This is a genomic window from Mesorhizobium sp. M8A.F.Ca.ET.165.01.1.1 (assembly GCF_004792065.1).
Taxonomy (GTDB): Bacteria; Pseudomonadota; Alphaproteobacteria; order Rhizobiales; family Rhizobiaceae; genus Mesorhizobium.
This window is the reverse complement of the sequence record NZ_SRTH01000008.1, coordinates 104,896-125,956: the sequence shown is the minus strand read 5'-3', so window position 1 is coordinate 125,956 and position 21,061 is coordinate 104,896. Positions and strand designations below refer to the sequence as shown.

Below are 21,061 nucleotides of genomic sequence, written 5' to 3'. Positions count from 1 at the left end.
TCAGGCCTGTTCGGTGCGCGCCGTGGCGCGCCGGCGGCGCTCGCCCTTCTGGCTCTGCACGATGCGCACGCGCTTGACGCGGCGCGGATCGGCATCGAGCACATGGAACTCGAAGCCAGGGATGGCCTGCACCACCTCGCCACGCGCCGGCACGCGGCCGAGCGTGTTGAAGATCATGCCGCCAATGGTGTCGACATATTCGCCATGTTCCCCCGCGGCGAAATCCTCGCCGATCATCTTGGCGACCTCGTCGATCTCGGCCTTGCCGTCGACGATGAACACGCCGTCGCCGGTCTGGGTGATCATCGGCTCATCGTCGTCGTGCTCGTCCTCGATGTCGCCGACCACCATCTCGACGATGTCCTCGAGCGAGACGAGGCCGTCCGTGCCACCATATTCATCGATGACCAGGGCCATTTGCGTGCGCGTCGTCTGCATGCGGCCCATCAAGTCGGAAGCAAGCATCGACGGCGGCACGAACAGGACCTGGCGGATCAGATTGAGCTCGCCGATGGTGCGCGCGAGGTCGACCTGGGCAAGATCAAGAACCGTGGCGACGGGCGTTTTGCGGCTCGTGCGGCCCTTCCTGACGCGCGCCAGCTTGGTGATATGGGCCAGCACGTCTCGGATATGGACCATGCCGCGCGGGTCGTCGAGCGTCTCGGAATAGACCGGCATGCGGGAATGGCCGGATTGTTCGAACATGCCAAGCAAGTCACCAAGCGTCGTGGCGATCTCGACCGCCTCGATATCGGCGCGCGGAACCATGACGTCCTCGACGCGCACTTCGCGCAGGCGCAGGATGTTGTTGAGCATGGCGCGCTCGCCAGGCGAGAAGGATTCGACATCGCTCGTCGTCTCGGCGAGCGCGCCGGCGATCTCCTCGCGCAGGCTGGTGCCGTTGCGTTGCCGGAACAGGCCCAGCACGCGGTTGAACAGCGAGGGACCGGCAGGCGACGGCTCGATGGCGGCGCTGCCAGTGATGGTACTCGGACTTGATCCCTCTTCCGACGTATCGGAAGCCTTGGTCGCACTGCCGGCGTCGGGGCGGGCGGCAGTCTCTGGTTTGTCGTTCATCGTCGTCCGGTCAATTGGTCTTTTTTAGTTACGCGTAGGGATCGGGAATGGCAAGCCTTGCAAGCGCGGCGCGCTCGATGGCTTCCATCTCCTCGGCCTCGGCGTCGGTCTCGTGATCATGGCCCATGAGGTGCAGCAGGCCATGGATGACGAGATGGCAGATATGGTTCTCCAGCGGCTTGTCTTCCAGTGCCGCTTCGCGCGCCACGGTTTCGGCGGCAAGCACGATGTCGCCGAGCATCGGCGGCAGTGGGCGACCATTCACATGCGGAAAAGCCGGGAAAGACAAGACGTTGGTGGGCTTGTCCTTGCCGCGCCAGTCCGCATTCAAGGTACGGATATGGGCATCGTCGGAAAAAACAATGCTGAGTTCGGAATGACCCGTCACACCGGTCTCGGCAAAGGCGGCATCAACCGCGCGATCGACCAGCCGCGTCAGGCTTGCTTCATCGGGCCAGTCGCCCGCTTCAATCGATATATCGATCTCGACGGGAACCGGAAAGCTCCCGCCGCCGGATGTGTTGTCCTCAGGCATGAGGCTGCATCGTCACATCAATTCTCGGCGCCAAGGCCGCGCGCCAGCTTGGCGTCCCGGTCATAGGCCCTGACGATTTCAGCCACCAGCGGATGGCGAACGACGTCGACATCGTTGAAGCGCACGGTTACCGCGCCTGCAACACCGTCAAGGACACGCAAAGCCTCGACCAGGCCCGATTTGGTGCTCGGAGGAAGATCGATCTGGGTCGGATCGCCGGTGACGATCATGCGCGAATTCTCGCCGAGACGGGTGAGAAACATCTTCATCTGCATCGGCGTGGTGTTCTGCGCCTCGTCGAGGATCACCGCGGCATGCGCCAGCGTGCGGCCGCGCATGAAGGCTAGCGGCGCGATCTCGATCACTTCGGCCGCAATGGCGCGCTCGACCTTGTCGGCCGGCATCATGTCGTAGAGCGCGTCGTAGAGCGGACGCAGATACGGATCGACCTTCTCCTTCATATCGCCCGGCAGGAAGCCCAGCCGTTCGCCGGCTTCGACTGCCGGCCGCGACAGGATGATGCGCTCGACCATGCCACGCTCGAGCAGCATCGCCGCATGCGCCACCGCCAGGTAGGTCTTGCCGGTGCCGGCCGGACCGATGCCGAACACCAGCTCCGAACGCTCCAGCGCCCGCATATAGGCGTCCTGGTTGAGCGAACGGGCATAGATCGTCTTCTTGCGGGTGGCGATCTGGGCGGCGGAAACCTTGCCCTTGCGCTCCAGTGTCGGCAGTGTGAGCTGGTCGTCGGCGGCGATAGCCATGCGAACGGCACCGTCGACATCGGACTGGCCGATATCGACGCCTTTCTGCAGGATGCCGTAGAGATTGTCCAAGGCACGGCGCGCCTGTTCGGCGGCGGACGCCGATCCTTTGATGGTCAGCTGGTTGCCGCGCGAACGGATATCGACGCCGAGTTTCTGCTCGAGCCGGGCGAGGTTTTCGTCGAACTGGCCGTAAAGGGCGCTGGCAAGCTTATTGTTGTCGAAAGTCAGAACGATGTGCGCCATGTCAGAAGCCCCGGATGCCGGTACCGGGGGCAGATTCTTCAGCTCCGCTGCGCTCAACCGTCTCTCCTCATCTGCCGAGACCATCAGGCCAATTCGGCGAACAGGCTGTTGTAGCCCGTCTTCGTGATTCGCACCTTGATAATGTCACCGATTTCGCCGGCCTTTTCATCAACAATAACCGGCTGCAGCCAAGGCGAGCGGCCGACCTTCTGGCCGGCCTGACGGCCGGGCTTCTCGATCAGCGTATCGATGGTGCTGCCGACCAGGCTCGAGCCGAAATCCTGCTGTTGTTTCAGCAGCAATGCCTGCAGGCGCTGCAAGCGCTCGTCCTTGACCGTTTCCGGCACGTGGTCAGGCATGTCGGCCCCCGGCGTGCCGGGACGCGGCGAATATTTGAACGAGAAGGCCGAGGCGTAGTTCACCTGGCGCACCAGTTCCATGGTCGCCTCGAAATCGGCCTCGGTCTCGCCGGGGAAACCGACGATGAAGTCGCCCGACAGCGCGATATCGGGGCGCGCGGCACGGATGCGGTCGAGCAGCGCCAGATAGTCCTTGGCCGTATGCCTGCGGTTCATCGCCTTCAGAATGCGGTTTGAGCCCGATTGCACCGGCAGATGCAGATAGGGCATCAGCGACGGCAGGTCGCGGTGCGCCGCGATCAATTCGTCGTCCATGTCGCGCGGATGGCTGGTGGTGTAGCGCAACCGCGCCAGGCCGGGGATTTCAGACAACCGGAACAGCAGGCGGCCGAGACCCCATTCCGCGCCATTATCGCCCTCGCCATGCCAGGCGTTGACGTTCTGGCCGAGCAGCGTCACCTCGCGCACCCCGGCCTCGGCCAGGCGCTCGGCCTCCGCGACGATCTGCGCCACCGGCCGCGACACTTCCGAGCCTCTCGTATAGGGCACGACGCAGAAGGTGCAGAACTTGTCGCAGCCTTCCTGGACGGTGAGGAAGGCGGTGACGCCGCGCTTGAGCAACGCGGCGCGCTTCGGCTGCGGCAGATGTTCGAACTTGTCCTCGATGGCGTATTCGGTCTCGACGATCTTCTCGCCGCCGCGAACCCGGGCCAGCACATCGGGCAGACGGTGATAGGTCTGCGGACCGATGACCAGGTCGACGGCCGGCGACCGGCGGATGATCTCGGCGCCCTCGGCCTGCGCCACGCAGCCGGCGACGCCGATCAGCATCTCGCGGCCTGCACCGGCGCGTTCGGCCTTCATGTCGCGGATGCGGCCGAGTTCGGAATAGACCTTTTCGGCGGCTTTTTCCCTGATATGGCAGGTGTTGAGCAGCACCAGATCGGCTTCGCCGATGGCATCGGTCGCGGTATAGCCGTCCGCGGCCAGCGCGTCGGTCATGCGCTGTGAATCATAGACGTTCATCTGGCAGCCATAGGTCTTGATGAAGACCTTCTTCTCTGCCGTGGCGCGCACCGCCGGCTGTCCGGCCACAGTGCCGATGTCGTCGCTTTCAATCGTGTTCAAGTCCATCCGGCGGCTTCTAACGCCTTTCCGTGACAAAAAACAGACGATTCTCGGCATGCGCAGGCTGGCGCCTGCCGGCGGCTAACGGCTCGGGAGCGGATCGGCGAGCGCCGCCTGCATCATCTCGCGCACCCGGCCTTCCATCAATTTGGCCGTTTCCTTGCGGTTGGAGCCCTTGGCAAAGGCGATCGGTTCGCCGAAATGCACCTCGACGTCGAGCGCGCCCTCGGCCATCAGCACCTTGAGATGCGGCATCAGGTCCTCGTCGCCGATCCAGGCCGCGATCGGGCGGTGGCGGCGGCCAAGCGGCACGCCGTGCAGGCGCGTGTAGACGATCGCCACCGGCTGGATGAACACTTCCTGCGCGGCACCTTCCGAGATCGCCATCGAGGCCGCGCCGAACAGCGTGCTCTTGAAAGGCAGGACGATATTGCCGTCACCGGTCGACCCCTCCGCGAACAGCACCATGGCGTCGCCCTTGGCCATGCGGCTGGCGATCTCGCTGGCCTGATCGCCCGAGGAGCGCTTGCGCTCACGCTCGATGAAGACGGTGCGTTGCAGCTTCGACAGCATGCCGATCAGCGGCCAGCCTTCCATGTCGGCCCGGGCGATGAATTTCACATCGGCAAAAGAGCCCAGCACCATGATGTCGGTCCAGGAGATGTGGTTGGAGGCAACCAGCAAGGGGCGTTTGTCGGAGAGCGTCCCCTTGACATGAATACGCATGCCGAGCGCCCGGATGATCAGCCTATGCCAGATCTTGAGGATGACGGTTTCCGGCCACCAGCCGGTTTTCATCGACAGGATCTGCAGCGGCACGAAAACCAGCGACCCGGCGACGACGAGGCCCAGCGCCAGGAAAATCCTGATTTTTCCGATCATATGTCCTGGCCCTACCCGATCCCTCGCTAGCGAAGATCGCGGCGCATGACAAGCGCGCCTGTCGGCCGGCGATCGGGCGACTTGTAGTAATCCGGGCGCTTGCCGACTTCCCGAAAACCCAGCCGACGATAGAGGGCGATCGCGGCGGCATTGGTCTCGTCGACCTCGAGGAACAGGGCCTCGGCGCGTTGCGAATGCAGTTCGCGCAGCACGGCGTCCATCAACTGCCAGCCCAATCCCTGGCGGCGATGCGACCGCGCCACCGCGACGGTCAGGATTTCGCCTTCGCCAGCGGCCAGCCGGGCGAGGACGAAGCCAACAGGCGGCTTGGCGCCCTGCCCGGTTTCGCGGACGGCATAACCGAACACGGTGTCCTGTTCGAGCAAGGCGGCGAACTCACCGTCGGTCCATGGGCGGACAAAATCCTCGCGGTGCAGCACCGATATAGCGGGGCTGTCGGTGATCCTGAGCGGCTCGAGCGCGTAGTCCCGGCGACGCGATTGGAGAAAAGGTATGCGCATTAACTCTCGTTTTCTCGTCTGACCATGATCTCTGGACAAACGGGGCCGTTTGTCCGCGAAAACCGGCTTCCACTTTTCGGGATCATGGTCTTTGCCTCGAAAGTATAAACCCGGCCTGTGGCTTGGCATCGGCACCGCGCAGATAAAGCGGTTTCGGCCTTTCGCCCTGCCCCTTTGCGGCAGCCAGCCGGGCGTAGGTGAGAATGTCGGCGGTGGCCGTCCGAGGCCCGATGTCGAAGGGTCGGCCGGCCGCTTCAGCGATCGGCGCCGCGGCCGTGCCGGCAAGCACCGCGGAACGTTCCGATGCCATGGCCGCCGCATTCGCAAGCGTGGCCACGGCCGGACCGTAAGTCAAAACTGACATTTCATCGTAGAGAGCGGCATGGATTTCCTCCCGTCCGGCATCGAGCGCCGCCAGCACGGCACGGCCTGGAAATGCGGTCGCCGCCTCGGCGGCCAGCGCTTCGAGCGTCGTTACCCCGATTGCTGGCACCTTGAGCGCCAGCGCCAGGCCGCGCGCGGTCGACACGCCGACACGCAGGCCGGTGAAGGAACCGGGGCCGACGGAGACGGCAATGGCGCCAAGGCCGGCGTAGTCGGTCGCGCCGGCCCTGAACGCCCCTGCAATGACGGCCATCAGGTGCTCGGCATGGCCTTTGCCCAGATCAAGCACCGAACGGCCGAGTTCCTGCCCGCCCGCCGCGTCGTAGACGCAGGCGGCGCAGAGGCTGGCGGCACAGTCGATGGCGAGTACCTTCATGAAACGACCGGTTCCTAGAAACAACTCCCTGTGCCCGCCACAGCGCGCAACCGCAAGGGTATAGTGCACAATTTGTTAAGCGGCTTCGGTTTGGGCTGGCAGAAGAGCTTATGCCGCCTGCTCTATGCGCAGCATGTGATTGTCCCAGACATAGTCTGGCTCCGACCGCGTGGCACCACTGTCCTCGATGATCTCGCCGGCGCCCGTTGTGGCCATGAACCCGGCCCCGTCAGGGGCCACGCCGCAGACCTCGACCAGCGCATTGGAGGAGACGACCCCGCCGCTGCCCGCATCGATGACGACCAGCGAATTGCCCTCTGGCGAGGATACGGCAACGGTACCGGCAACAGGATTGGCGGCGACCGAGCCGATATAGTTGCGGAAGCCGGACAGCACATTCTGCGGCATGTCGAGCAAAGCCAGATCCTTGTCACGCGCGGCGCGGCCGACCAGCAGCGGACGATCGGCGCCGGGGCCCCGGTACTGGCAACCGAACCAGACGGTGCCGGACCAGTCGGCATCCATGTGGCGGATCGACAGCTGGTGCAGTGCAGCCGGCAATTCATGTTTTTCGATCAGATCCCCGGTGACGCGGTCGACCAGCACATAGGACGGTTTCATGGTGGCGATGTTGAGCTCGGCGCGGCCAAAGTCAGGATGGGTCTCGATGCCGCCATTGGCGACCGCGATCGTCCTGCCGTCGCCCAAGAGCAGAAGTTCGTGCGGACCCATGCCGTAGGTGGGGAATTCGCCGATGCGATTGAATTTCGCCCGCGCGTCATAGACGCCGACCACGCCGGCCGCGTTGTCGAAATCGTTCTCGGTGGCGTAGAGCAACGCGCCGTCGGGCGAGAACACGCCATGGCCGAAGAAATGCCGGCCGGCGATGCTGGCGATGGTCAGCGGAGCGTCGCGCCCGGAGTGATCGAACACGACGGCGAAGGTGCCGGGCTGGCGGGCGAAAACCACCGAACGCCTCGATACGGGATCGAAGGTGACGTCGTGGCCGCGATCGGGCAGGTCGATCGCATGCAGCACCTTGCCGGCCTCGGACAGGACGGCGGCGCCAAAACTGCCATCGCGCTTGACGAAGGCGGTGGCAAAGACGGCATCCGCAGCAAGCGTGGTTGCCCAGGCTGAGGGCGTCACCGCGGCGGCAAAGCCGATGCCGGCGGCCCTGAGGAAATCGCGGCGATCGATGAGCAATCTCTTCATGCTCAGTCCCCATCCAGCGACGAGAAGCCGGCTGTCAGGCCGAATTCGGCGGTCAGCCTGGTGCCGATCAGGGTCGACAGGCTGGAGGTGATCAGGACGAGATGCTCGAGTTTTTCGCGCAGCGCCGGATCGGCGAGCGCCCTGTCGATCGGGCCTTGGACGGCCTTGGCAGCCGCAACGCCGTTGACCAGCTGGATGTGGATCGATTCCGCCATCCAACGCGCATCCGGCGGCAGCGCGTCGCCAAGCTTCGACCCCTGGAAAAGCGCATCGATGCCGGCCAGATTTCCAGCCAGCGCATTGGCGGTGTTTTGCGAACGCCAGTAGATCGCCTGTTTTGGCTTGTCGGCGTCGGGCGTAGCGCCCAGAAAGCCTTTGAGGCGGACATCCCGGACCATTTCCAGCTCGTTGATGAAGACGCCGACCAGTTCGGTGACCGCTTCGTTGCCATCGCGATAGAGCGCATTCCGTGGCCCCGGATTGGCCCAGAGTGCCGCGAAGCCGTCCGGTTTGCTCCAGGCCGCGCTGACATCGGCGGCGATGGTTTCGATGTTGCCGGCAACGGACGCGCCATAAGCGCAGCGATAGGGTTCGTCCTTGCCCGTCAAGGCATCGGCGCCGTCGCCGTAAAGCACGAATTCCAGCGCGCCGAGCCCCTGCATGGCAACGCTCTTGTCGGCAAGCTGCGCAGGATCGGTGGCGGTGGGATCCTTGCCCGACAGCGCCGCCTGCACCTGTTTCAGACCGATGCTCTTGCGGTCCGGCCAGAACAGCATGCGCTCCGCCCTGTTGTTCTCCTTGATCGGCCCGAAACCGATGATCTCGGCCGATGACCAGGCATAGACGGTAGCCGAGAACGCCGCGCGCGCCGCATCAAGCTCCCCTTGCGAGGGCGCCTCGCAGAGCTTGTGCATCGCCTTGGCGAGGGCTTCCGTATGCTGGTGCAGATCGGCATAGGCCGGGCGGACAAAACCGTCGATCGCGCGCTGGACGACGTCCGAGGCTTTGACCGCGGCCGATGCGGGCAATGCGGCCAGTAGAACCAGCGGAAGAACGAGAACCAGCGCGAAACGCTTCAGCATCACAGTGACTCCAGGAATTTGACCAGCGCATCGCGCTCGGTGGCGTTTGCGGCGGCAAAGCGGTCGCGCGCCTTTTGCGCCTCGCCACCATGCCACAGGATAGCCTCGACCAAAGACCGCGCACGGCCGTCGTGCAGATAGAAGGAATTGCCGTTGACCGTTTCGGTGAGGCCGATCCCCCATAGCGGCGGGGTGCGCCACTCACTGCCTGTCGCCTCGCCCACGGCCTGGCCGTCGGCAAGGTCCGGCCCCATGTCGTGCAGCAGGAAATCGGAATAAGGCCAGATCAGCTGGAACGCCTGCGCCCTGTCGGGCGCATCGCGACGGGTGACGAATTTCGGCGTGTGGCAGGCAACGCAGCCGATTTCGTAAAAGACCTTCTTGCCGGCGAGCACATCGGGCGAGGCGAGATCGCGCCGCGCCGGCACCGCCAGGTTCCGCGAATAGAAGGTGACGAGATCCATCACCGGCGCCGGCGCCTCGGCCGGGCCGAGGCGCGCCTGCACGCCGTTGGGCATGGCGAGGCATTTCTCCTGCGCGGCGGTGCAATCCCCCCAGTGTTTCGGCTCCTCGGGTGTCGAGATGCCGATGTCGCCGGCAAAGGCGTCCGCGGCCTGCCGGCGGATCGACGCGGCCTGCGCCTTCCAGCCGAAGCGGCCAAGCGTCAGTTCACCGCTCAGGCCATCACGCACGATGTTCGGCTTGCCGGAGATGCCATCGCCGTCCCTGTCGTCCGGGTCGGCATGGGCCAGAATGTCCGCCGGCGCGATCTGTTCGATCAGGCCAAGGCCGATCATGGGCGGCGTCAGGCGCGGCGACAGCGTGGTGCGCGGATCGAGCGGCCCATAGCCAAGATCGTCTACCGCGTAGGTGGGTTTGCGCAGGGAAATGACGGTGCCGTCCGTCAGCTCCACCTTACGTTCCTGATAGTCGACACGCATGCTGCCCTCGCCCTTGAGGCCAGGGACGGCTAGTTCCTGCAACTGCGTGCCATAGACCGGGTCCGGGAGATTGAGCAGCCTGTGGTCGGCAAGCGCCGCCTTCTCTTCCGCGCTGCTTGCGTCGCGCGCCAGCCGCAGGAACATCGAGGTGGTGCCGGCATCGCCTTGTGGCGGCCGGCCACGGCCATCCTTCAGATGGCAGTTCTGGCAGGCCCGTTCGTTGAACAGGGGCCCGAGTCCGTCCGAGGCCTGCGTCGAGGATGGCGACGACACCCAATTCTTGCGGAAAAGCGCGTTGCCGAGCTTGAAGGTGCCTTCTTCCTCGAAGGTGAGGTTGACTGACGATTGCGAGAAGGAATCACGGCTGACGTCCTTCCGCGAGGTGCCGGCGCCACCTTGCATCAGTTCGAAGGGCTCGGGTTTGGAGAAATCCGTGGTCGGCCTGCTGACGGCGGTGACGCGCGCCTGATCCTTGGCATTGAGGTCGGTGCGCGAAGTGGCGAGGCCGGCGGGTTGAAGGTCGCCGGCGATGGCGGAGGATGTCAGCGCCAGCATGAAAATGATGCCGCGCCGACCAGCCGATATGGCTGGTGTTTTCCGGAGGGGCAGCGGGGCTTTTGCCCGCCGCAAGCGGCGCGGGAAGTCTAAGAGGCGCCGCATTCCCGCATATCCTTAGTCCGCCTCGTCCGCCGATGCGGCGTTGAGCTGGCCGTATTTTTCCTCGCCGATCGAGGCCAGCAGGTCGAGCTGCGTCTCGAGGAAGTCGATATGGCTTTCCTCATCGGTCAGCAGTTCCTCGAACAGTTTCATCGTCACGTAGTCGCCCGCTTCCTCGCAGATTTCGCGCGAGCGCTTGTAAGCAGTGCGCGCGTCATACTCACCGGCAAGGTCGGATTCGAGTACTTCCTTGACGTTCTGGCCGATGCGCAGCGGCGCCAGGGACTGCAGGTTGGGGTGGCCTTCAAGGAAGATGATGCGGGCGACCAGCTTGTCGGCGTGGTGCATCTCCTCGATCGATTCCGCCCGCTCCTTCTTGGCCAGCTTGGCGTATCCCCAATCCTCGAGCAGACGGAAATGCACCCAATACTGGTTGACGGCGCCGAGCTCCAGAAAAAGAGCCTCGTTAAGCCGCTCGATGATCTGTGGTTCGCCTTTCATGGGCTCTGCTCCCGTATTGGACGCGCAGGCCTCTGACGCGATCCAGATGTGAAACGATGTCCACGCCGCTCGCCTGCGAGCGGGCGTGGTAGTTCTCGGTGACCCGAATGATCGTTTCGACCACATTTGGGAAGCAGCCGCAACAGCGGCCACGTTTGTGCATGGCGTGATAGACCTTTGCCGGCACGATGAGCTGCCAGGGATCCTGATCCAGCAGGCCGATGATCGTCTGCTCGATCTCCTTCTCGGTGATGATGTTGCAATGGCAGATCAGCATTTCGTCGCTCTGGCTGACGGCGCCCGTGCGGCGCCGTTTGGCTGGGGGTGGCAGGCTTACTTGAACACCTTGTCGGGTGCGTCGAGGCTGTCGGAGCCTTCGAAGGCGATGGCATTGAGCTTCAGCACGCCAACGGCGCGTTCGATCGACTTGGTCTGGTCGATCAATGTGTCGATTGCCGCCTGAACGGTGGCATTGCCCGCGGTATTGCCCTCGGCGATCTGCTGGTCGTAGGCCTCGCCGGCCTCGGCTCGCGCCTTGATCGCTTCCATCTTGGCGACGGTGACATCGAGCTTGTCGGACAGCTCCTTGTCGATTGCCGGATCGGCCGCTTTCACCATGTCGTGCACCGACGGACCCGAAACGAAGGTGCCGTCCAGGCGCGTGTAGCTGGCCAGATAGGCGGCGCGGATGCCGACGGCATCATAGAGATGAGAGTTGTAGGTGTTGTCGGAGAAGCAGTCATGCTCCTCTTCCGGATCGTGCAGCAGCAGGCCGAGCTTCATGCGCTCGCCGGCCAGTTCGCCGTAGGAGAGCGAACCCATGCCGGTGAAGATCACCGAGATGGCGGTGTTCGGCTCGCCATCGACCAGGTTCTTGCGCGCCGCACCGTCTTCCTTCCAGTCGTTGACCATCTTCTGGAGGTCCGAGACCAGAAGGCCGGTCGCCGACTTCAGGTACTCTGCGCGACGGTCGCAATTGCCTCCGGTGCAGTTCTTCAGGTCGTAATCCGTATAGGGACGCTCGCCGGCGCCCGGACCGGTGCCGTGCAGGTCCTGGCCCCAGAGCAGGAATTCGATGGCGTGATAGCCAGTGGCGACGTTGGCCTCGACGCCGCCGGCCTGCTGCAGCGTGCCGGAGAGGAATTCCGGCGAAAGCTTCGAGGCATCGACCTGCTTGCCGTTGATCTCGATCTCCTTGTTGGCGATCACATTGGCCGTATAGAGCGAATTCGCGTCCGACTCGGTGCCGTAGCTCTTGGCGACATAGTCGATCAGGCCTTCGTCCAGCGGCCAGGAATTCACCTCACCTTCCCAGTCATCGACGATCTTGTTGCCGAAGCGGTAGACCTCGGTCTGCTGGTAGGGCACGCGCGATGCCTTCCAGGCGTCGCGGGCGGCATTGAGCGTTTCCGCCGACGGGTTGGCAAGCAGCGCGTCGACCGCCTTGTCGAGCGCCTGCGCCGTGGTCAGCGAATCCTCATATTTGGCAAGCCCGATGTCGGCATAGGTCTTGATGACCGCCTTGGCATCGGTTTCCGCCTTGGCAGGCAGCACGAACACCGCTGCCGTCAGCAGCGCCGTGGCGCCGATCGCCGCCAGCCTGCCGCCATATCGTGCTGTCATTATCGCTCTCCAGTTCCTCGGAAATTTTCTAAGCGGCGCACGCGCCAACCCGCGCCAGGCCACATTCATGCCGTTGGGCGCAAGACATGCCGCGCGATCGCGCGGCTCAGGGAAAAAAGACACCAAAATGCCTCCAATCGAACGGGTTCAAGGCCCAGACATCAAAGGGATGCGCCAATGCGCGGCTTCCTTAAAGCTTCGAGTGCGATGGAAGTCAATGAAAATTACTGGAAAAGCCAATTGAAACAATAGTTTAGAATTATTCTAAACTACGATGGTCAACTTTACGCGCCCGCTGCATCGGCTTTGCGGCCGAACTGTACGATTGACAGTCGCCGTCCCGGGTGCGACCCGCAAACCCTCTCTTGCGGCGGCGTCAGACAATTGCCCCTTGGCGAGACGTCCTAGGATCGATCGGGATCGGAATGCGATGAAGAACGGCGTGGTAATTGTCGGTGCGGGTCATGCGGGCGTGCAGGCGGCCGCCAGTCTGCGCGAGGATGGCTATGATGGCCCGGTGATCCTGGTCGGCGACGAGAACGAACTGCCCTACCACAAGCCGCCGCTCTCGAAGACCTTCATCAAGGATGCCGAAGCCAAGCCTCAACCGCTTCGGGGCGAGGCCTTCTACACCGGCAGCGCCATCGACTACCGGCCTGGGATCCGGATCGAGCGCATCGATGCCGGCCGCCACGGTCTCGACATTGCCGGCGGCGGCGCACTTGCCTTCGACAATCTGATCCTGGCGACCGGATCGCGCCCGCGCGCCCTGCCGCTGCCAGGCTCCGATCTATCGGGCGTGGTGTCGCTGCGCTCGCTGGCCGACGCGCGGCTGATCCGGGAGCTGAGCGCTGAGAGCGAAGATATCGTCATCCTCGGCGGCGGCTTTATCGGGCTGGAAATCGCCGCGACGCTGCGGGCGGCCGGTCGCACCGTGACGGTTGTTGAAGCAGTCGACCGGCTGCTCGGCCGCGCCGTGGCGCCGGTGGTGGCGAGCCATGTCCGGCAAAGGCTGGAAGCGACCGGCGTGCGCATCCTGACCGGAACCTCGATCTCAAGGCTCGAAGGCGAAGACGGCAAGGTCACGGCCGCGATCACCTCGTCTGGCGAAAGGCTGCCGGCGCGCATGGTCGTGGTCGGCATCGGCGCCGTGCCGAATGTCGAACTGGCGCAAGCCGCGGGCCTTGCTGTCGCCAACGGCATCCGCGTCGATCATCAGATGCGCAGTTCGGTGCCGGAGATTCTGGCCATCGGCGACGCCGCCTCGTATCGGCACTGGTTCACCGGCGGCGATGTCAGGCTGGAATCGGTGCAGAACGCCACCGACCAGGCGCGGCTCGCCGCCCGGACAATTGCCGGTCACACCGACGCCTATTCAGCGGTGCCATGGTTCTGGTCCGACATTGGCGACATGAAGCTGCAAATGGTAGGCCTGACCGCCGGCGGCGACAGCCATGTCGTGCTCGGCGACCTGCGCGACAACAAATTCTCGATCTACCACTATGCCGGTGACCGGCTGCTCGGCATCGAATCCGTCAACCGCCCCGGCGACCACATGCTTGGCCGCAAGATGCTCAGTGCCGGTTTTTCGCCAACGCCGCAGATGGTGGCCGCAGGCCCGGACGGGCTGAAGGCGGCACTGGCGACATTCCAGAACATGGAGCCAGCCCGTGACGAGCGAATATTTCGGTGAGTTGATCCGCCGCGATCAAGACCGTCAACGGCTTCTGCATCTGCTCCTTGAGGGCGCGTCATCCGAACCGGGTCCCTCGGTTGATGATGGCGATTTCGAAGCACTGCGAAAACGAGCGCAGGTCAAATAGGCACAATCTGCTGGCCGAGACGAGGCGGTATTGGCGACAGGAGTCAATTCAGACGTCCGCGCCGCCCCTCATCCGCCTGCCGGCACCTTCTCCCCGTGTAGTGACAGGGAGAAGGTAAGCGCCGTTCAGGCGGCGCAGACCTCGCGGATCGAGCTTTCCAGAATGTCGAGCGCTTCGTTCATGACCTCGTCCTGGATGGTGATCGGCGCCAGGAAGCGGATGACGTTGCCGTAGACGCCGCAGGTCAGCAGGATCAGGCCCTTGTCGAGCGCTTTCAGGCGGATCGCGTTGGCGATCTCGGCCGACGGCAGGCCCTTCTTGACGTCGTTGAACTCCACCGCGTTCATGAAGCCCAAACCCCTGATGTCGACAATCTCGGGCACGTCGTCACGGATCGACTGCAGACGCTGCTTCAACCGCGCACCCAGCGTGTTGGCGCGATCGCAGAGCTTTTCGTCCTCGATCACATCGAGCACGGCGTGCGCGGCGGCGACGCCGATCGGGCTGCCGCCATAGGTGCCGCCCAGTCCACCGGGGCTGGGCGCGTCCATGATCTCGGCGCGGCCGGTGACGGCCGACAGCGGGAAGCCGCCAGCCAGGCTCTTGGCCATGGTGGTGATGTCGGCGGCCACCTCGTGATGGTCCATGGCGAACATCTTGCCGGTGCGGGCAAAGCCGGTCTGCACTTCGTCGGCGATCAACAGCATGCCGTGCTGGTCGCAGAGCTTGCGCAGCGCCGTCAGCAGTTCACGCGGCGCGTCGTAGAAGCCGCCCTCGCCCTGAACCGGCTCGATGATGATCGCGGCGACGCGGGCCGGATCGACATCCGCCTTGAACAGCTTGTCGAGCGCGGCAAGCGAATCGGCGACCGAGACACCATGCAGTTGCACGGGGAACGGCACGTGGTAGACGTCGCCCGGCATGGCTCCGAAGCCAACCTTGTAGGGCACGACCTTGCCGGTCAGCGCCATGCCCATGAAGGTGCGGCCATGGAAGCCGCCGCCGAAGGCGATGACGGCCTGGCGGCCGGTGGCGTTGCGAGCGATCTTGATGGCGTTCTCCACCGCCTCGGCGCCGGTGGTGACGAAGATGGTCTTCTTCTCGAACTTGCCGGGCAGCATGGCGTTCAACCGTTCGGCCAGCCGCACATAGCTCTCATAGGGCACAACCTGGTGGCAGGTGTGGGTGAAACGGTCGAGCTGCGCCTTGACCGCCTCGATCACCCTGGGATGGCGATGGCCGGTATTGACGACGGCGATGCCCGAGGAGAAGTCGATATAGCGGCGGCCCTCGACATCCCAGATCTCCGAGTTCTCGGCCCGGTCGGCATAGATCTGCGTGGTCATGCCGACGCCGCGCGAAATCGACTGGTTCTTGCGTTCGGAAATGGCGGAGTTCTTCATGATATCCCTCACCGGGTCATCCCTCATCGAGATGGGGCCCGTTCTGTTTGATGCCGTTGAATTCCCTTCTGACCTTATTTCAGATTTTCCTCAAGCCGGCACCATCACAGGGTCGATTGGGCCTGCCTTAACCAGTCCGGCGATAGGCGTACGAGGCCGGTTTCCTTTTTTCCGGGATCGATTATCTTCTGATATCCGCGAGGGGATCGCGATCAGCGACCGGCGCGCGGCCGAGGGGAGCCATGAGCAGCAACGCGACATCGTCCGTCTCGCCGCCATCCGCTAAAACTCCCAACCTTTTGTCTTGTCCAGCCGCTTCGATTCTCGCCTGCACGGCCCTGGCGCTGCTCGCCGGTTGCCAGAAGCAGGAGGCGGCGGAAAAGAAGCTGCCGGTCATGGTGCGCACCGAAACGGTGGCGATGGCCGATTATGCGCCGAGAACCTCGCTGACCGGGGTGATCGCGGCGCGTACGTTGAACAATCTTTCGTTCCGGGTTGGCGGACGCGTCGCGGAGCGGCTTGTCGATGTCGGCCAGCATATCGATCAGGGGACGGTGCTTGCGCGTATCGATCCGCAGGAGCAGGAGTCCGATTTGCGCTCCGCGCAGGCCGATCTCGATGCCGCGCAGGCACAATTGACACAGGCCGCGGCCACGTTCGAGCGGCAAAAGACGCTGCTTGCCCAGGGCTTCACCACCAGGCGCGATTATGACGCGGCCGACCAGGCGCTGAAAGTCGCGCAAGGCAGCGTCGACGCCGCGCGGAGCGCATTCGCCAATGCCCAGCAGAATCTGTCCTTCACCGAACTCAAGGCCGGTGCGGCAGGCGTTATTACCGCACGCCAGGTCGAAACCGGCCAGGTGGTGCAGGCGGCGCAGACCGTCTTCACCGTCGCCGAGGACGGCGACCGCGACGCGGTGTTCAACGTGCAGGAGACGCTGGTCGCCAAAACGCCGGCTTCACCGGCGGTAACGATCACGCTGTTGTCCGACCCGCAGGTCCGCGCGACGGGCAAGGTGCGCGAAATCTCGCCGGCAGTCGACCCGGCTTCGGGCTCGATCAGGGTCAAGGTCGCCATTCCCGACACGCCGGCCGGGATGCCGCTGGGGGCGGCCGTCATCGGCTCGGTCGGCGCCAAGCCGGCGAAGGCGATCCTGTTGCCCTGGCAGGCCTTGACATCGAGCGCTGGTAAGCCGGCGGTCTGGATCGTCGATCCCGCGACCAAGGCGGTGACGGCGGCGCCGGTCGAGGTACTGGCGTTCGATTCGGGTACCGTCGTCATCGCCGAGGGCCTGAACGAAGGCCAGAGCGTCGTTACATCAGGCGGGCAATTGCTCAGCCCCGGCCAGACGGTCGAGATATCGGGAGCAGGGCAATGAAGCGGCTGCTACCCGTCCTGCTTGGCCTTGCCGCGCTTTCCGCCTGTTCGAAATCGGACGAAAAACCGCCGCAAATCGTCCGACCGGTGCTGTCGGTCGTGGTCGAGCCGCGCACCACGCAGACTTTCGGTTTCGCCGGCTCGGTCGAGCCACAGGTCAGCGCCGATCTTGCCTTCCGCCTGCTCGGCCGCGTCGTCTCGCGCGACGTCAAGGTCGGCGACACCGTCAGCAAGGGCACGACGATCGCCGCACTCGACCCAACCGCGCTGGAGCTGGCAGTCCAGGCTGCCAAGGCCGAACTCTCCAATGCCGAGGCGCAATTCGCCAATGCCGCCGCCAGCGAGGAACGCCAGCGCCAGTTGCTGACCTCTGCCAATACGCCGCAGTCGGTCTTCGACGCAGCGCAGCAGGCACGCAAAGCCGCGGAAGCCAGTGTCGAGCGGGCCAAGGCTTCGCTGGCGAAATCGCAGGAGCAGCTCGGTTATGCCAGGCTGTTTTCTGATTTCGACGGCGTCGTCACCGCCGTCGGCGCCGAAGTTGGCCAGACGGTTTCGCCCGGGCAGACCATCGTCACCGTGGCGCGTTCGGACCTGCGCGAGGCAGTGGTCGACATTCCCGACCGGTTGACCGGCGATCTTTCGGCCGGCACGCCGTTCCAGGTCATCCTGCAGTCGCTGCCGACGATCCAGACCGAGGCCAAGCTGCGCGAGATCGCCCCCCAATCCGAGGGCTCGACCCGCACACGGCGCGTCAAGCTGACGCTCACCGATCCGCCGCAAGCCTTCAGGCTCGGCTCGACGGTGACGGCGACCCGGATGACCAAGGTCGTGCCGACGATCGAACTGCCCATTTCGGCGCTGCTAGAAAAGAACGGCTCCGAAAAAGTGTGGATCGTCGATCCAAAGACGTCGAGCGTGAGCGCGCACGACATCAAGGTCGCGTCGAAGAATGGCGGCACCTTTACCGTGGCGGATGGACTGGACGCCGGCATGCGCGTCGTCACCGCCGGCGTTCACAGCCTCGTCGACGGCCAGAAAGTGAAAGTGCTCGAGGGAGGGGCCTCATGAAGGGCTTCAACCTCTCCGACTGGGCGCTCAACCACCGCTCGCTGGTCTGGTATTTCATGCTGGTCTTCGTGGTGGCCGGCATCTTCTCCTACCTCAATCTCGGCCGCGAGGAAGATCCCAACTTCACCATCAAGACGATGATCATCCAGGCCAACTGGCCGGGCGCTTCGGTCAAGGAGACCGTGCAGCAGGTGACCGATCGCATCGAGAAAAAGCTCGAGGAACTCGACAGCCTCGACTACACCAAGTCGGTGACGACAGCCGGCCAGACTGTCATCTTCGTCAACCTGAAGGACACCACCAAGGCGCGCGACGTCGCGCCGAACTGGCTTCAGGTGCGCAACATGGTCAACGACATCAAGGCGCAGTTTCCGCAAGGCGTGCAGGGACCGTTCTTCAACGACCGCTTCGGTGACGTCTACGGCAACATCTATGCCTTCACCGCCGACGGGCTGACGCCACGCCAATTGCGCGACTATGTGGAGGATGTGCGAACCAAGATCCTGACCGTGCCCAATGCCGGCAAGGTCGATCTGGTCGGTGCGCAGGACGAGGCGATCTATCTCGAATTCTCGACCCGCCAGATCGCCGCGCTTGGCCTCAACCAGCAGCAAATCGTGGCCAGCCTGCAAGCGCAGAACGCGATCACGCCGTCCGGCGTCATCCAGTCCGGGCCGGAGCGCATCAGCGTGCGCGTCGGCGGCCAGTTCGCCTCCGAGGAGAGCCTGCGCGCCATCAATCTGCGCGTCAACGACCGGTTCTTCCGGCTGAGCGACGTGGCGACGATCACGCGCGGTTATGCCGACCCCCCGACAGCCCTGTTCCGCTTCAACGGCCAGGATGCGATCGGGCTTGCCATCGGCATGAAGCCCAACGCCAATCTGCTCAAGTTCGGCGAAGCGCTGCATGAGGAGATGAACAAGGTGCTGGCCGACCTGCCGATCGGCGTCGGCGTGCATCTGGTCGCCGACCAGCCTGTCATCGTCGAGGAAGCGGTCTCGGGCTTCACGCGCGCGCTGTTCGAGGCGGTGGCGATCGTGCTTGCCGTCTCTTTCATCAGCCTCGGCATGCGGGCCGGCTTCGTCGTCGCGCTGTCGATCCCGCTGGTGCTGGCCATCACCTTCACCGTCATGGAGTATCTGGGCATATCGCTGCAGCGCATTTCGCTCGGCGCGCTGATCATTGCGCTCGGGCTGCTGGTCGACGACGCGATGATCGCGGTCGAAATGATGGTGGCCCGGCTGGAGGTTGGCGACACCCTGCGCAAGGCGGCGACCTATGTCTACACCTCGACCGCTTTTCCGATGCTGACCGGCACGCTTGTGACGGTCGCGGGCTTCATCCCGATCGGCCTCAACTCGAGCGCGGCAGGCGAATACACCTTCACGCTGTTCGTCGTCATCGCGGTGTCGCTCTTGGTGTCATGGATCGTGGCGGTGCTGTTCGCGCCGCTGCTTGGCGTCACCATCCTGCCGGCGACGATGAAGGAGAAGCATCACGACCAGCCGGGCCGCTTCACGTCGCTGTTCCGGCGCGTGCTTGTTGGCTCGGTTCGCCATCACTGGCTGACGATCATCGTGACCGTGCTCCTGTTCGCTGGCTCGATCGCCGGCTTCGGGCTCGTCCAGCAACAGTTCTTCCCGCCTTCCGACCGGCCGGAGCTGATCGTCGACTGGAACCTGCCGCAGAACTCCTCGATCACCGAGACGCGCGACCAGATGGAGCGCTTCGAACAGCGGGCGCTGGTCGGCAATCCCGACATCGACCACTTCTCCTCCTATATCGGCCAGGGCGCGGTGCGCTTCGTGCTGGCCTATGACGTGCAGCCCGCCAATCCCTATTTCGGCCAGACCGTGATCGTCACCAAGAGCATCGAGGCGCGCAACCGGGTGAAGCCGGCGCTCGAGAAGCTGCTGCGCGCGGAGTTTGTCGGCACCGACGCCTTCGTCAAGCCGCTCGAGCTTGGGCCACCGGTCGGGCGTCCGGTGCAATATCGCGTCGGCGGCCCTGACATCCAGACGGTGCGGGAACTGGCGCAACAGTTTGCCGGCATCATCTCGGCCAATCCGAAACTTGCCGCACCCACCTTCGACTGGAACGAACCACAGCGCGTGCTGAGGGTCGATGTGCTGCAGGACAAGGCGCGCCAGCTCGGCATCACCTCCTCCGACATCGCCAGCACGCTGAACAGCACGGTGGGCGGATCGACGATCACCCAGGTGCGTGACGCGACCTACCTGATCAATGTCGTGGCCCGTTCGCGCGGGGCCGAGCGCGGCTCGATCGAGACGCTGCAGAACATCCAGCTGCCGACGGGCAATGGCGAGGCTATCCCGCTCGCGGCGGTTGCCAATTTCCGCTACGATCTGGAGCAGCCGACGGTGTGGCGGCGTGACCGCATCCCGACCATCACCGTGCGCGCCGGCCTGGTTGGCGACGTGCTGCCGGCGACCGTCGTCAACGAGCTGAGACCGTCGGTCGACGCCTTCATCACCAAGCTGCCGCCCGGCTATTCGGTCGAGACCGCCGGCTCCGTCGAGGAAAGCGCCAAGAGCCAGGGGCCGATCGCCGCCGTCGTGCCGCTGATGCTGTTCGTGATGGCGACCATCCTGATGGTGCAGTTGCAGAGCTTCCAGCGCCTGTTCCTGGTGGTGGCGGTGGCGCCGCTCGGGCTGATCGGCGTGGTGGCGGCACTGGTGCCGAGCGGCGCGCCGCTCGGCTTCGTCGCCATCCTCGGCGTGCTGGCGCTGATCGGCATCCTGATCCGCAACTCGGTCATCCTGATCGTGCAGATCGAGGATCTTGTCGCCGAAGGCAAGGAACGCTGGGCCGCCGTGATCGAGGCCACCGAGCACCGCATGCGGCCGATCGCGCTGACCGCCGCCGCCGCCAGCCTGGCGCTGATCCCGATCGCGCGCGAGGTGTTCTGGGGACCGATGGCCTATGCCATGATGGGCGGCATCATCGCCGGCACGGCGATCACGCTGCTGTTCCTGCCGGCGCTTTATGTGACGTGGTTCCGGATCAAGGAGCCGAAGCAAGGGGACAACCCATCCGTTCCGGAGAACGGCGAACTGGCGCAAGGTTCGACTTAAGAT

Annotated in this window: 19 protein-coding genes; 5 read left to right on the top strand and 14 right to left on the bottom strand. The window is 64.4% G+C overall.

The genetic code is table 11. The features are described 5' to 3' along the window. From EN808_RS21605 to EN808_RS21545, 13 genes are all read right to left on the bottom strand, one after another. The gene (locus EN808_RS21605) at positions 1 to 1,077 is read right to left on the bottom strand and encodes a hemolysin family protein (protein WP_127279026.1); all 1,077 of its coding nucleotides are present in this window, start codon (positions 1,075 to 1,077) and stop codon (positions 1 to 3) included. A 28-nt stretch (positions 1,078 to 1,105) separates the two neighbouring features. Then, a complete protein-coding gene (ybeY, locus tag EN808_RS21600; protein WP_135916861.1) occupies positions 1,106 to 1,612 on the bottom strand; it encodes an rRNA maturation RNase YbeY in 507 nt (168 codons plus the stop codon). Positions 1,613 to 1,629: 17 nt separating this feature from the next. Continuing rightward, positions 1,630 to 2,622 carry a PhoH family protein gene (locus tag EN808_RS21595; RefSeq protein WP_224536181.1) on the bottom strand — a complete coding sequence of 331 codons (993 nt, stop codon included), beginning with the start codon at positions 2,620 to 2,622 and terminating at the stop codon, positions 1,630 to 1,632. Between the two features lie 83 nt (positions 2,623 to 2,705). Further along, positions 2,706 to 4,115 carry a tRNA (N6-isopentenyl adenosine(37)-C2)-methylthiotransferase MiaB gene (gene miaB / locus EN808_RS21590; protein WP_135916860.1) on the bottom strand — a complete coding sequence of 470 codons (1,410 nt, stop codon included), beginning with the start codon at positions 4,113 to 4,115 and terminating at the stop codon, positions 2,706 to 2,708. Between the two features lie 75 nt (positions 4,116 to 4,190). After that, entirely contained in the window at positions 4,191 to 4,991 is an 801-nt protein-coding gene (locus tag EN808_RS21585) for a 1-acyl-sn-glycerol-3-phosphate acyltransferase (RefSeq protein ID WP_127280631.1), read from the bottom strand. 26 nt (positions 4,992 to 5,017) lie between these two features. Beyond that, entirely contained in the window at positions 5,018 to 5,512 is a 495-nt protein-coding gene (rimI, locus tag EN808_RS21580; RefSeq protein ID WP_135916859.1) for a ribosomal protein S18-alanine N-acetyltransferase, read from the bottom strand. A gap of 82 nt (positions 5,513 to 5,594) precedes the next feature. Continuing rightward, the gene (gene tsaB / locus EN808_RS21575; RefSeq protein ID WP_135916858.1) at positions 5,595 to 6,272 is read right to left on the bottom strand and encodes a tRNA (adenosine(37)-N6)-threonylcarbamoyltransferase complex dimerization subunit type 1 TsaB; all 678 of its coding nucleotides are present in this window, start codon (positions 6,270 to 6,272) and stop codon (positions 5,595 to 5,597) included. Positions 6,273 to 6,380: 108 nt separating this feature from the next. Next, positions 6,381 to 7,487 carry a DUF1513 domain-containing protein gene (locus EN808_RS21570; RefSeq protein ID WP_135916857.1) on the bottom strand — a complete coding sequence of 369 codons (1,107 nt, stop codon included), beginning with the start codon at positions 7,485 to 7,487 and terminating at the stop codon, positions 6,381 to 6,383. 2 nt (positions 7,488 to 7,489) lie between these two features. Further along, the gene (locus tag EN808_RS21565; RefSeq protein ID WP_135916856.1) at positions 7,490 to 8,569 is read right to left on the bottom strand and encodes an imelysin family protein; all 1,080 of its coding nucleotides are present in this window, start codon (positions 8,567 to 8,569) and stop codon (positions 7,490 to 7,492) included. Then, on the bottom strand, positions 8,569 to 10,170 hold the full coding sequence (locus EN808_RS21560) for a di-heme oxidoredictase family protein (RefSeq protein WP_135916855.1): 1,602 nt from the start codon (positions 10,168 to 10,170) through the stop codon (positions 8,569 to 8,571). The genes EN808_RS21565 and EN808_RS21560 overlap by 1 nt, the downstream gene beginning before the upstream one ends. Positions 10,171 to 10,182: 12 nt before the next feature. Further along, positions 10,183 to 10,668, bottom strand: a complete 486-nt coding sequence (bfr, locus tag EN808_RS21555; RefSeq protein ID WP_127870732.1) for a bacterioferritin — start codon at positions 10,666 to 10,668, stop codon at positions 10,183 to 10,185. Further along, positions 10,634 to 10,945, bottom strand: coding sequence for a (2Fe-2S)-binding protein (locus EN808_RS21550; RefSeq protein WP_127279217.1), 312 nt, complete (start codon positions 10,943 to 10,945; stop codon positions 10,634 to 10,636). The genes bfr and EN808_RS21550 overlap by 35 nt, the downstream gene beginning before the upstream one ends. A 56-nt stretch (positions 10,946 to 11,001) precedes the next feature. Further along, positions 11,002 to 12,291, bottom strand: coding sequence for an imelysin family protein (locus tag EN808_RS21545; RefSeq protein ID WP_135882886.1), 1,290 nt, complete (start codon positions 12,289 to 12,291; stop codon positions 11,002 to 11,004). 430 nt (positions 12,292 to 12,721) lie between these two features. On the opposite strand from EN808_RS21545, the gene EN808_RS21540 reads away from it, so the two are divergent. Further along, entirely contained in the window at positions 12,722 to 13,984 is a 1,263-nt protein-coding gene (locus tag EN808_RS21540; RefSeq protein WP_135916854.1) for an FAD-dependent oxidoreductase, read from the top strand. 255 nt (positions 13,985 to 14,239) lie between these two features. Here the strand turns inward: EN808_RS21540 and EN808_RS21530 are convergent, their stop codons facing one another. Continuing rightward, on the bottom strand, positions 14,240 to 15,517 hold the full coding sequence (locus EN808_RS21530) for a 4-aminobutyrate--2-oxoglutarate transaminase (protein ID WP_127870729.1): 1,278 nt from the start codon (positions 15,515 to 15,517) through the stop codon (positions 14,240 to 14,242). Between EN808_RS21530 and EN808_RS21525 the strand changes: the two genes are divergently transcribed. From EN808_RS21525 to EN808_RS21510, 4 genes are read left to right on the top strand one after another with little or no spacing between them, the layout of a single operon-like run. Further along, a complete protein-coding gene (locus tag EN808_RS21525; protein ID WP_135882888.1) occupies positions 15,516 to 15,803 on the top strand; it encodes a hypothetical protein in 288 nt (95 codons plus the stop codon). The genes EN808_RS21530 and EN808_RS21525 overlap by 2 nt on opposite strands. Further along, positions 15,760 to 16,896 carry an efflux RND transporter periplasmic adaptor subunit gene (locus tag EN808_RS21520; protein WP_135882889.1) on the top strand — a complete coding sequence of 379 codons (1,137 nt, stop codon included), beginning with the start codon at positions 15,760 to 15,762 and terminating at the stop codon, positions 16,894 to 16,896. Before EN808_RS21525 ends, EN808_RS21520 begins: the two co-directional genes overlap by 44 nt. Next, positions 16,893 to 17,963: an efflux RND transporter periplasmic adaptor subunit gene (locus tag EN808_RS21515; RefSeq protein ID WP_135882890.1), complete on the top strand. Its 1,071-nt coding sequence runs from the start codon at positions 16,893 to 16,895 to the stop codon at positions 17,961 to 17,963. Before EN808_RS21520 ends, EN808_RS21515 begins: the two co-directional genes overlap by 4 nt. Beyond that, positions 17,960 to 21,058 carry an efflux RND transporter permease subunit gene (locus EN808_RS21510; RefSeq protein ID WP_135882891.1) on the top strand — a complete coding sequence of 1,033 codons (3,099 nt, stop codon included), beginning with the start codon at positions 17,960 to 17,962 and terminating at the stop codon, positions 21,056 to 21,058. The genes EN808_RS21515 and EN808_RS21510 overlap by 4 nt, the downstream gene beginning before the upstream one ends. The last annotated feature ends 3 nt before the right edge of the window (positions 21,059 to 21,061 follow it).

Excerpts from the sequence above, each read along its gene's own strand:
- EN808_RS21560 (WP_135916855.1), bottom strand. The coding sequence starts at position 10,170 with ATGCGGCGCCTCTTAGACTTCCCGCGCCGCTTGCGGCGGGCAAAAGCC.
- EN808_RS21515 (WP_135882890.1), top strand. The coding sequence starts at position 16,893 with ATGAAGCGGCTGCTACCCGTCCTGCTTGGCCTTGCCGCGCTTTCCGCC.
- EN808_RS21510 (WP_135882891.1), top strand. The coding sequence starts at position 17,960 with ATGAAGGGCTTCAACCTCTCCGACTGGGCGCTCAACCACCGCTCGCTG.
- EN808_RS21585 (WP_127280631.1), bottom strand. The coding sequence starts at position 4,991 with ATGATCGGAAAAATCAGGATTTTCCTGGCGCTGGGCCTCGTCGTCGCC.
- EN808_RS21550 (WP_127279217.1), bottom strand. The coding sequence starts at position 10,945 with ATGCTGATCTGCCATTGCAACATCATCACCGAGAAGGAGATCGAGCAG.
- EN808_RS21540 (WP_135916854.1), top strand. The coding sequence starts at position 12,722 with ATGAAGAACGGCGTGGTAATTGTCGGTGCGGGTCATGCGGGCGTGCAG.
- ybeY (WP_135916861.1), bottom strand. The coding sequence starts at position 1,612 with ATGCCTGAGGACAACACATCCGGCGGCGGGAGCTTTCCGGTTCCCGTC.
- miaB (WP_135916860.1), bottom strand. The coding sequence starts at position 4,115 with ATGGACTTGAACACGATTGAAAGCGACGACATCGGCACTGTGGCCGGA.
- tsaB (WP_135916858.1), bottom strand. The coding sequence starts at position 6,272 with ATGAAGGTACTCGCCATCGACTGTGCCGCCAGCCTCTGCGCCGCCTGC.
- EN808_RS21525 (WP_135882888.1), top strand. The coding sequence starts at position 15,516 with ATGATATCCCTCACCGGGTCATCCCTCATCGAGATGGGGCCCGTTCTG.
- EN808_RS21565 (WP_135916856.1), bottom strand. The coding sequence starts at position 8,569 with ATGCTGAAGCGTTTCGCGCTGGTTCTCGTTCTTCCGCTGGTTCTACTG.
- rimI (WP_135916859.1), bottom strand. The coding sequence starts at position 5,512 with ATGCGCATACCTTTTCTCCAATCGCGTCGCCGGGACTACGCGCTCGAG.
- EN808_RS21595 (WP_224536181.1), bottom strand. The coding sequence starts at position 2,622 with ATGGCGCACATCGTTCTGACTTTCGACAACAATAAGCTTGCCAGCGCC.
- EN808_RS21520 (WP_135882889.1), top strand. The coding sequence starts at position 15,760 with ATGAGCAGCAACGCGACATCGTCCGTCTCGCCGCCATCCGCTAAAACT.
- EN808_RS21545 (WP_135882886.1), bottom strand. The coding sequence starts at position 12,291 with ATGACAGCACGATATGGCGGCAGGCTGGCGGCGATCGGCGCCACGGCG.
- bfr (WP_127870732.1), bottom strand. The coding sequence starts at position 10,668 with ATGAAAGGCGAACCACAGATCATCGAGCGGCTTAACGAGGCTCTTTTT.
- EN808_RS21605 (WP_127279026.1), bottom strand. The coding sequence starts at position 1,077 with ATGAACGACAAACCAGAGACTGCCGCCCGCCCCGACGCCGGCAGTGCG.
- EN808_RS21570 (WP_135916857.1), bottom strand. The coding sequence starts at position 7,487 with ATGAAGAGATTGCTCATCGATCGCCGCGATTTCCTCAGGGCCGCCGGC.
- EN808_RS21530 (WP_127870729.1), bottom strand. The coding sequence starts at position 15,517 with ATGAAGAACTCCGCCATTTCCGAACGCAAGAACCAGTCGATTTCGCGC.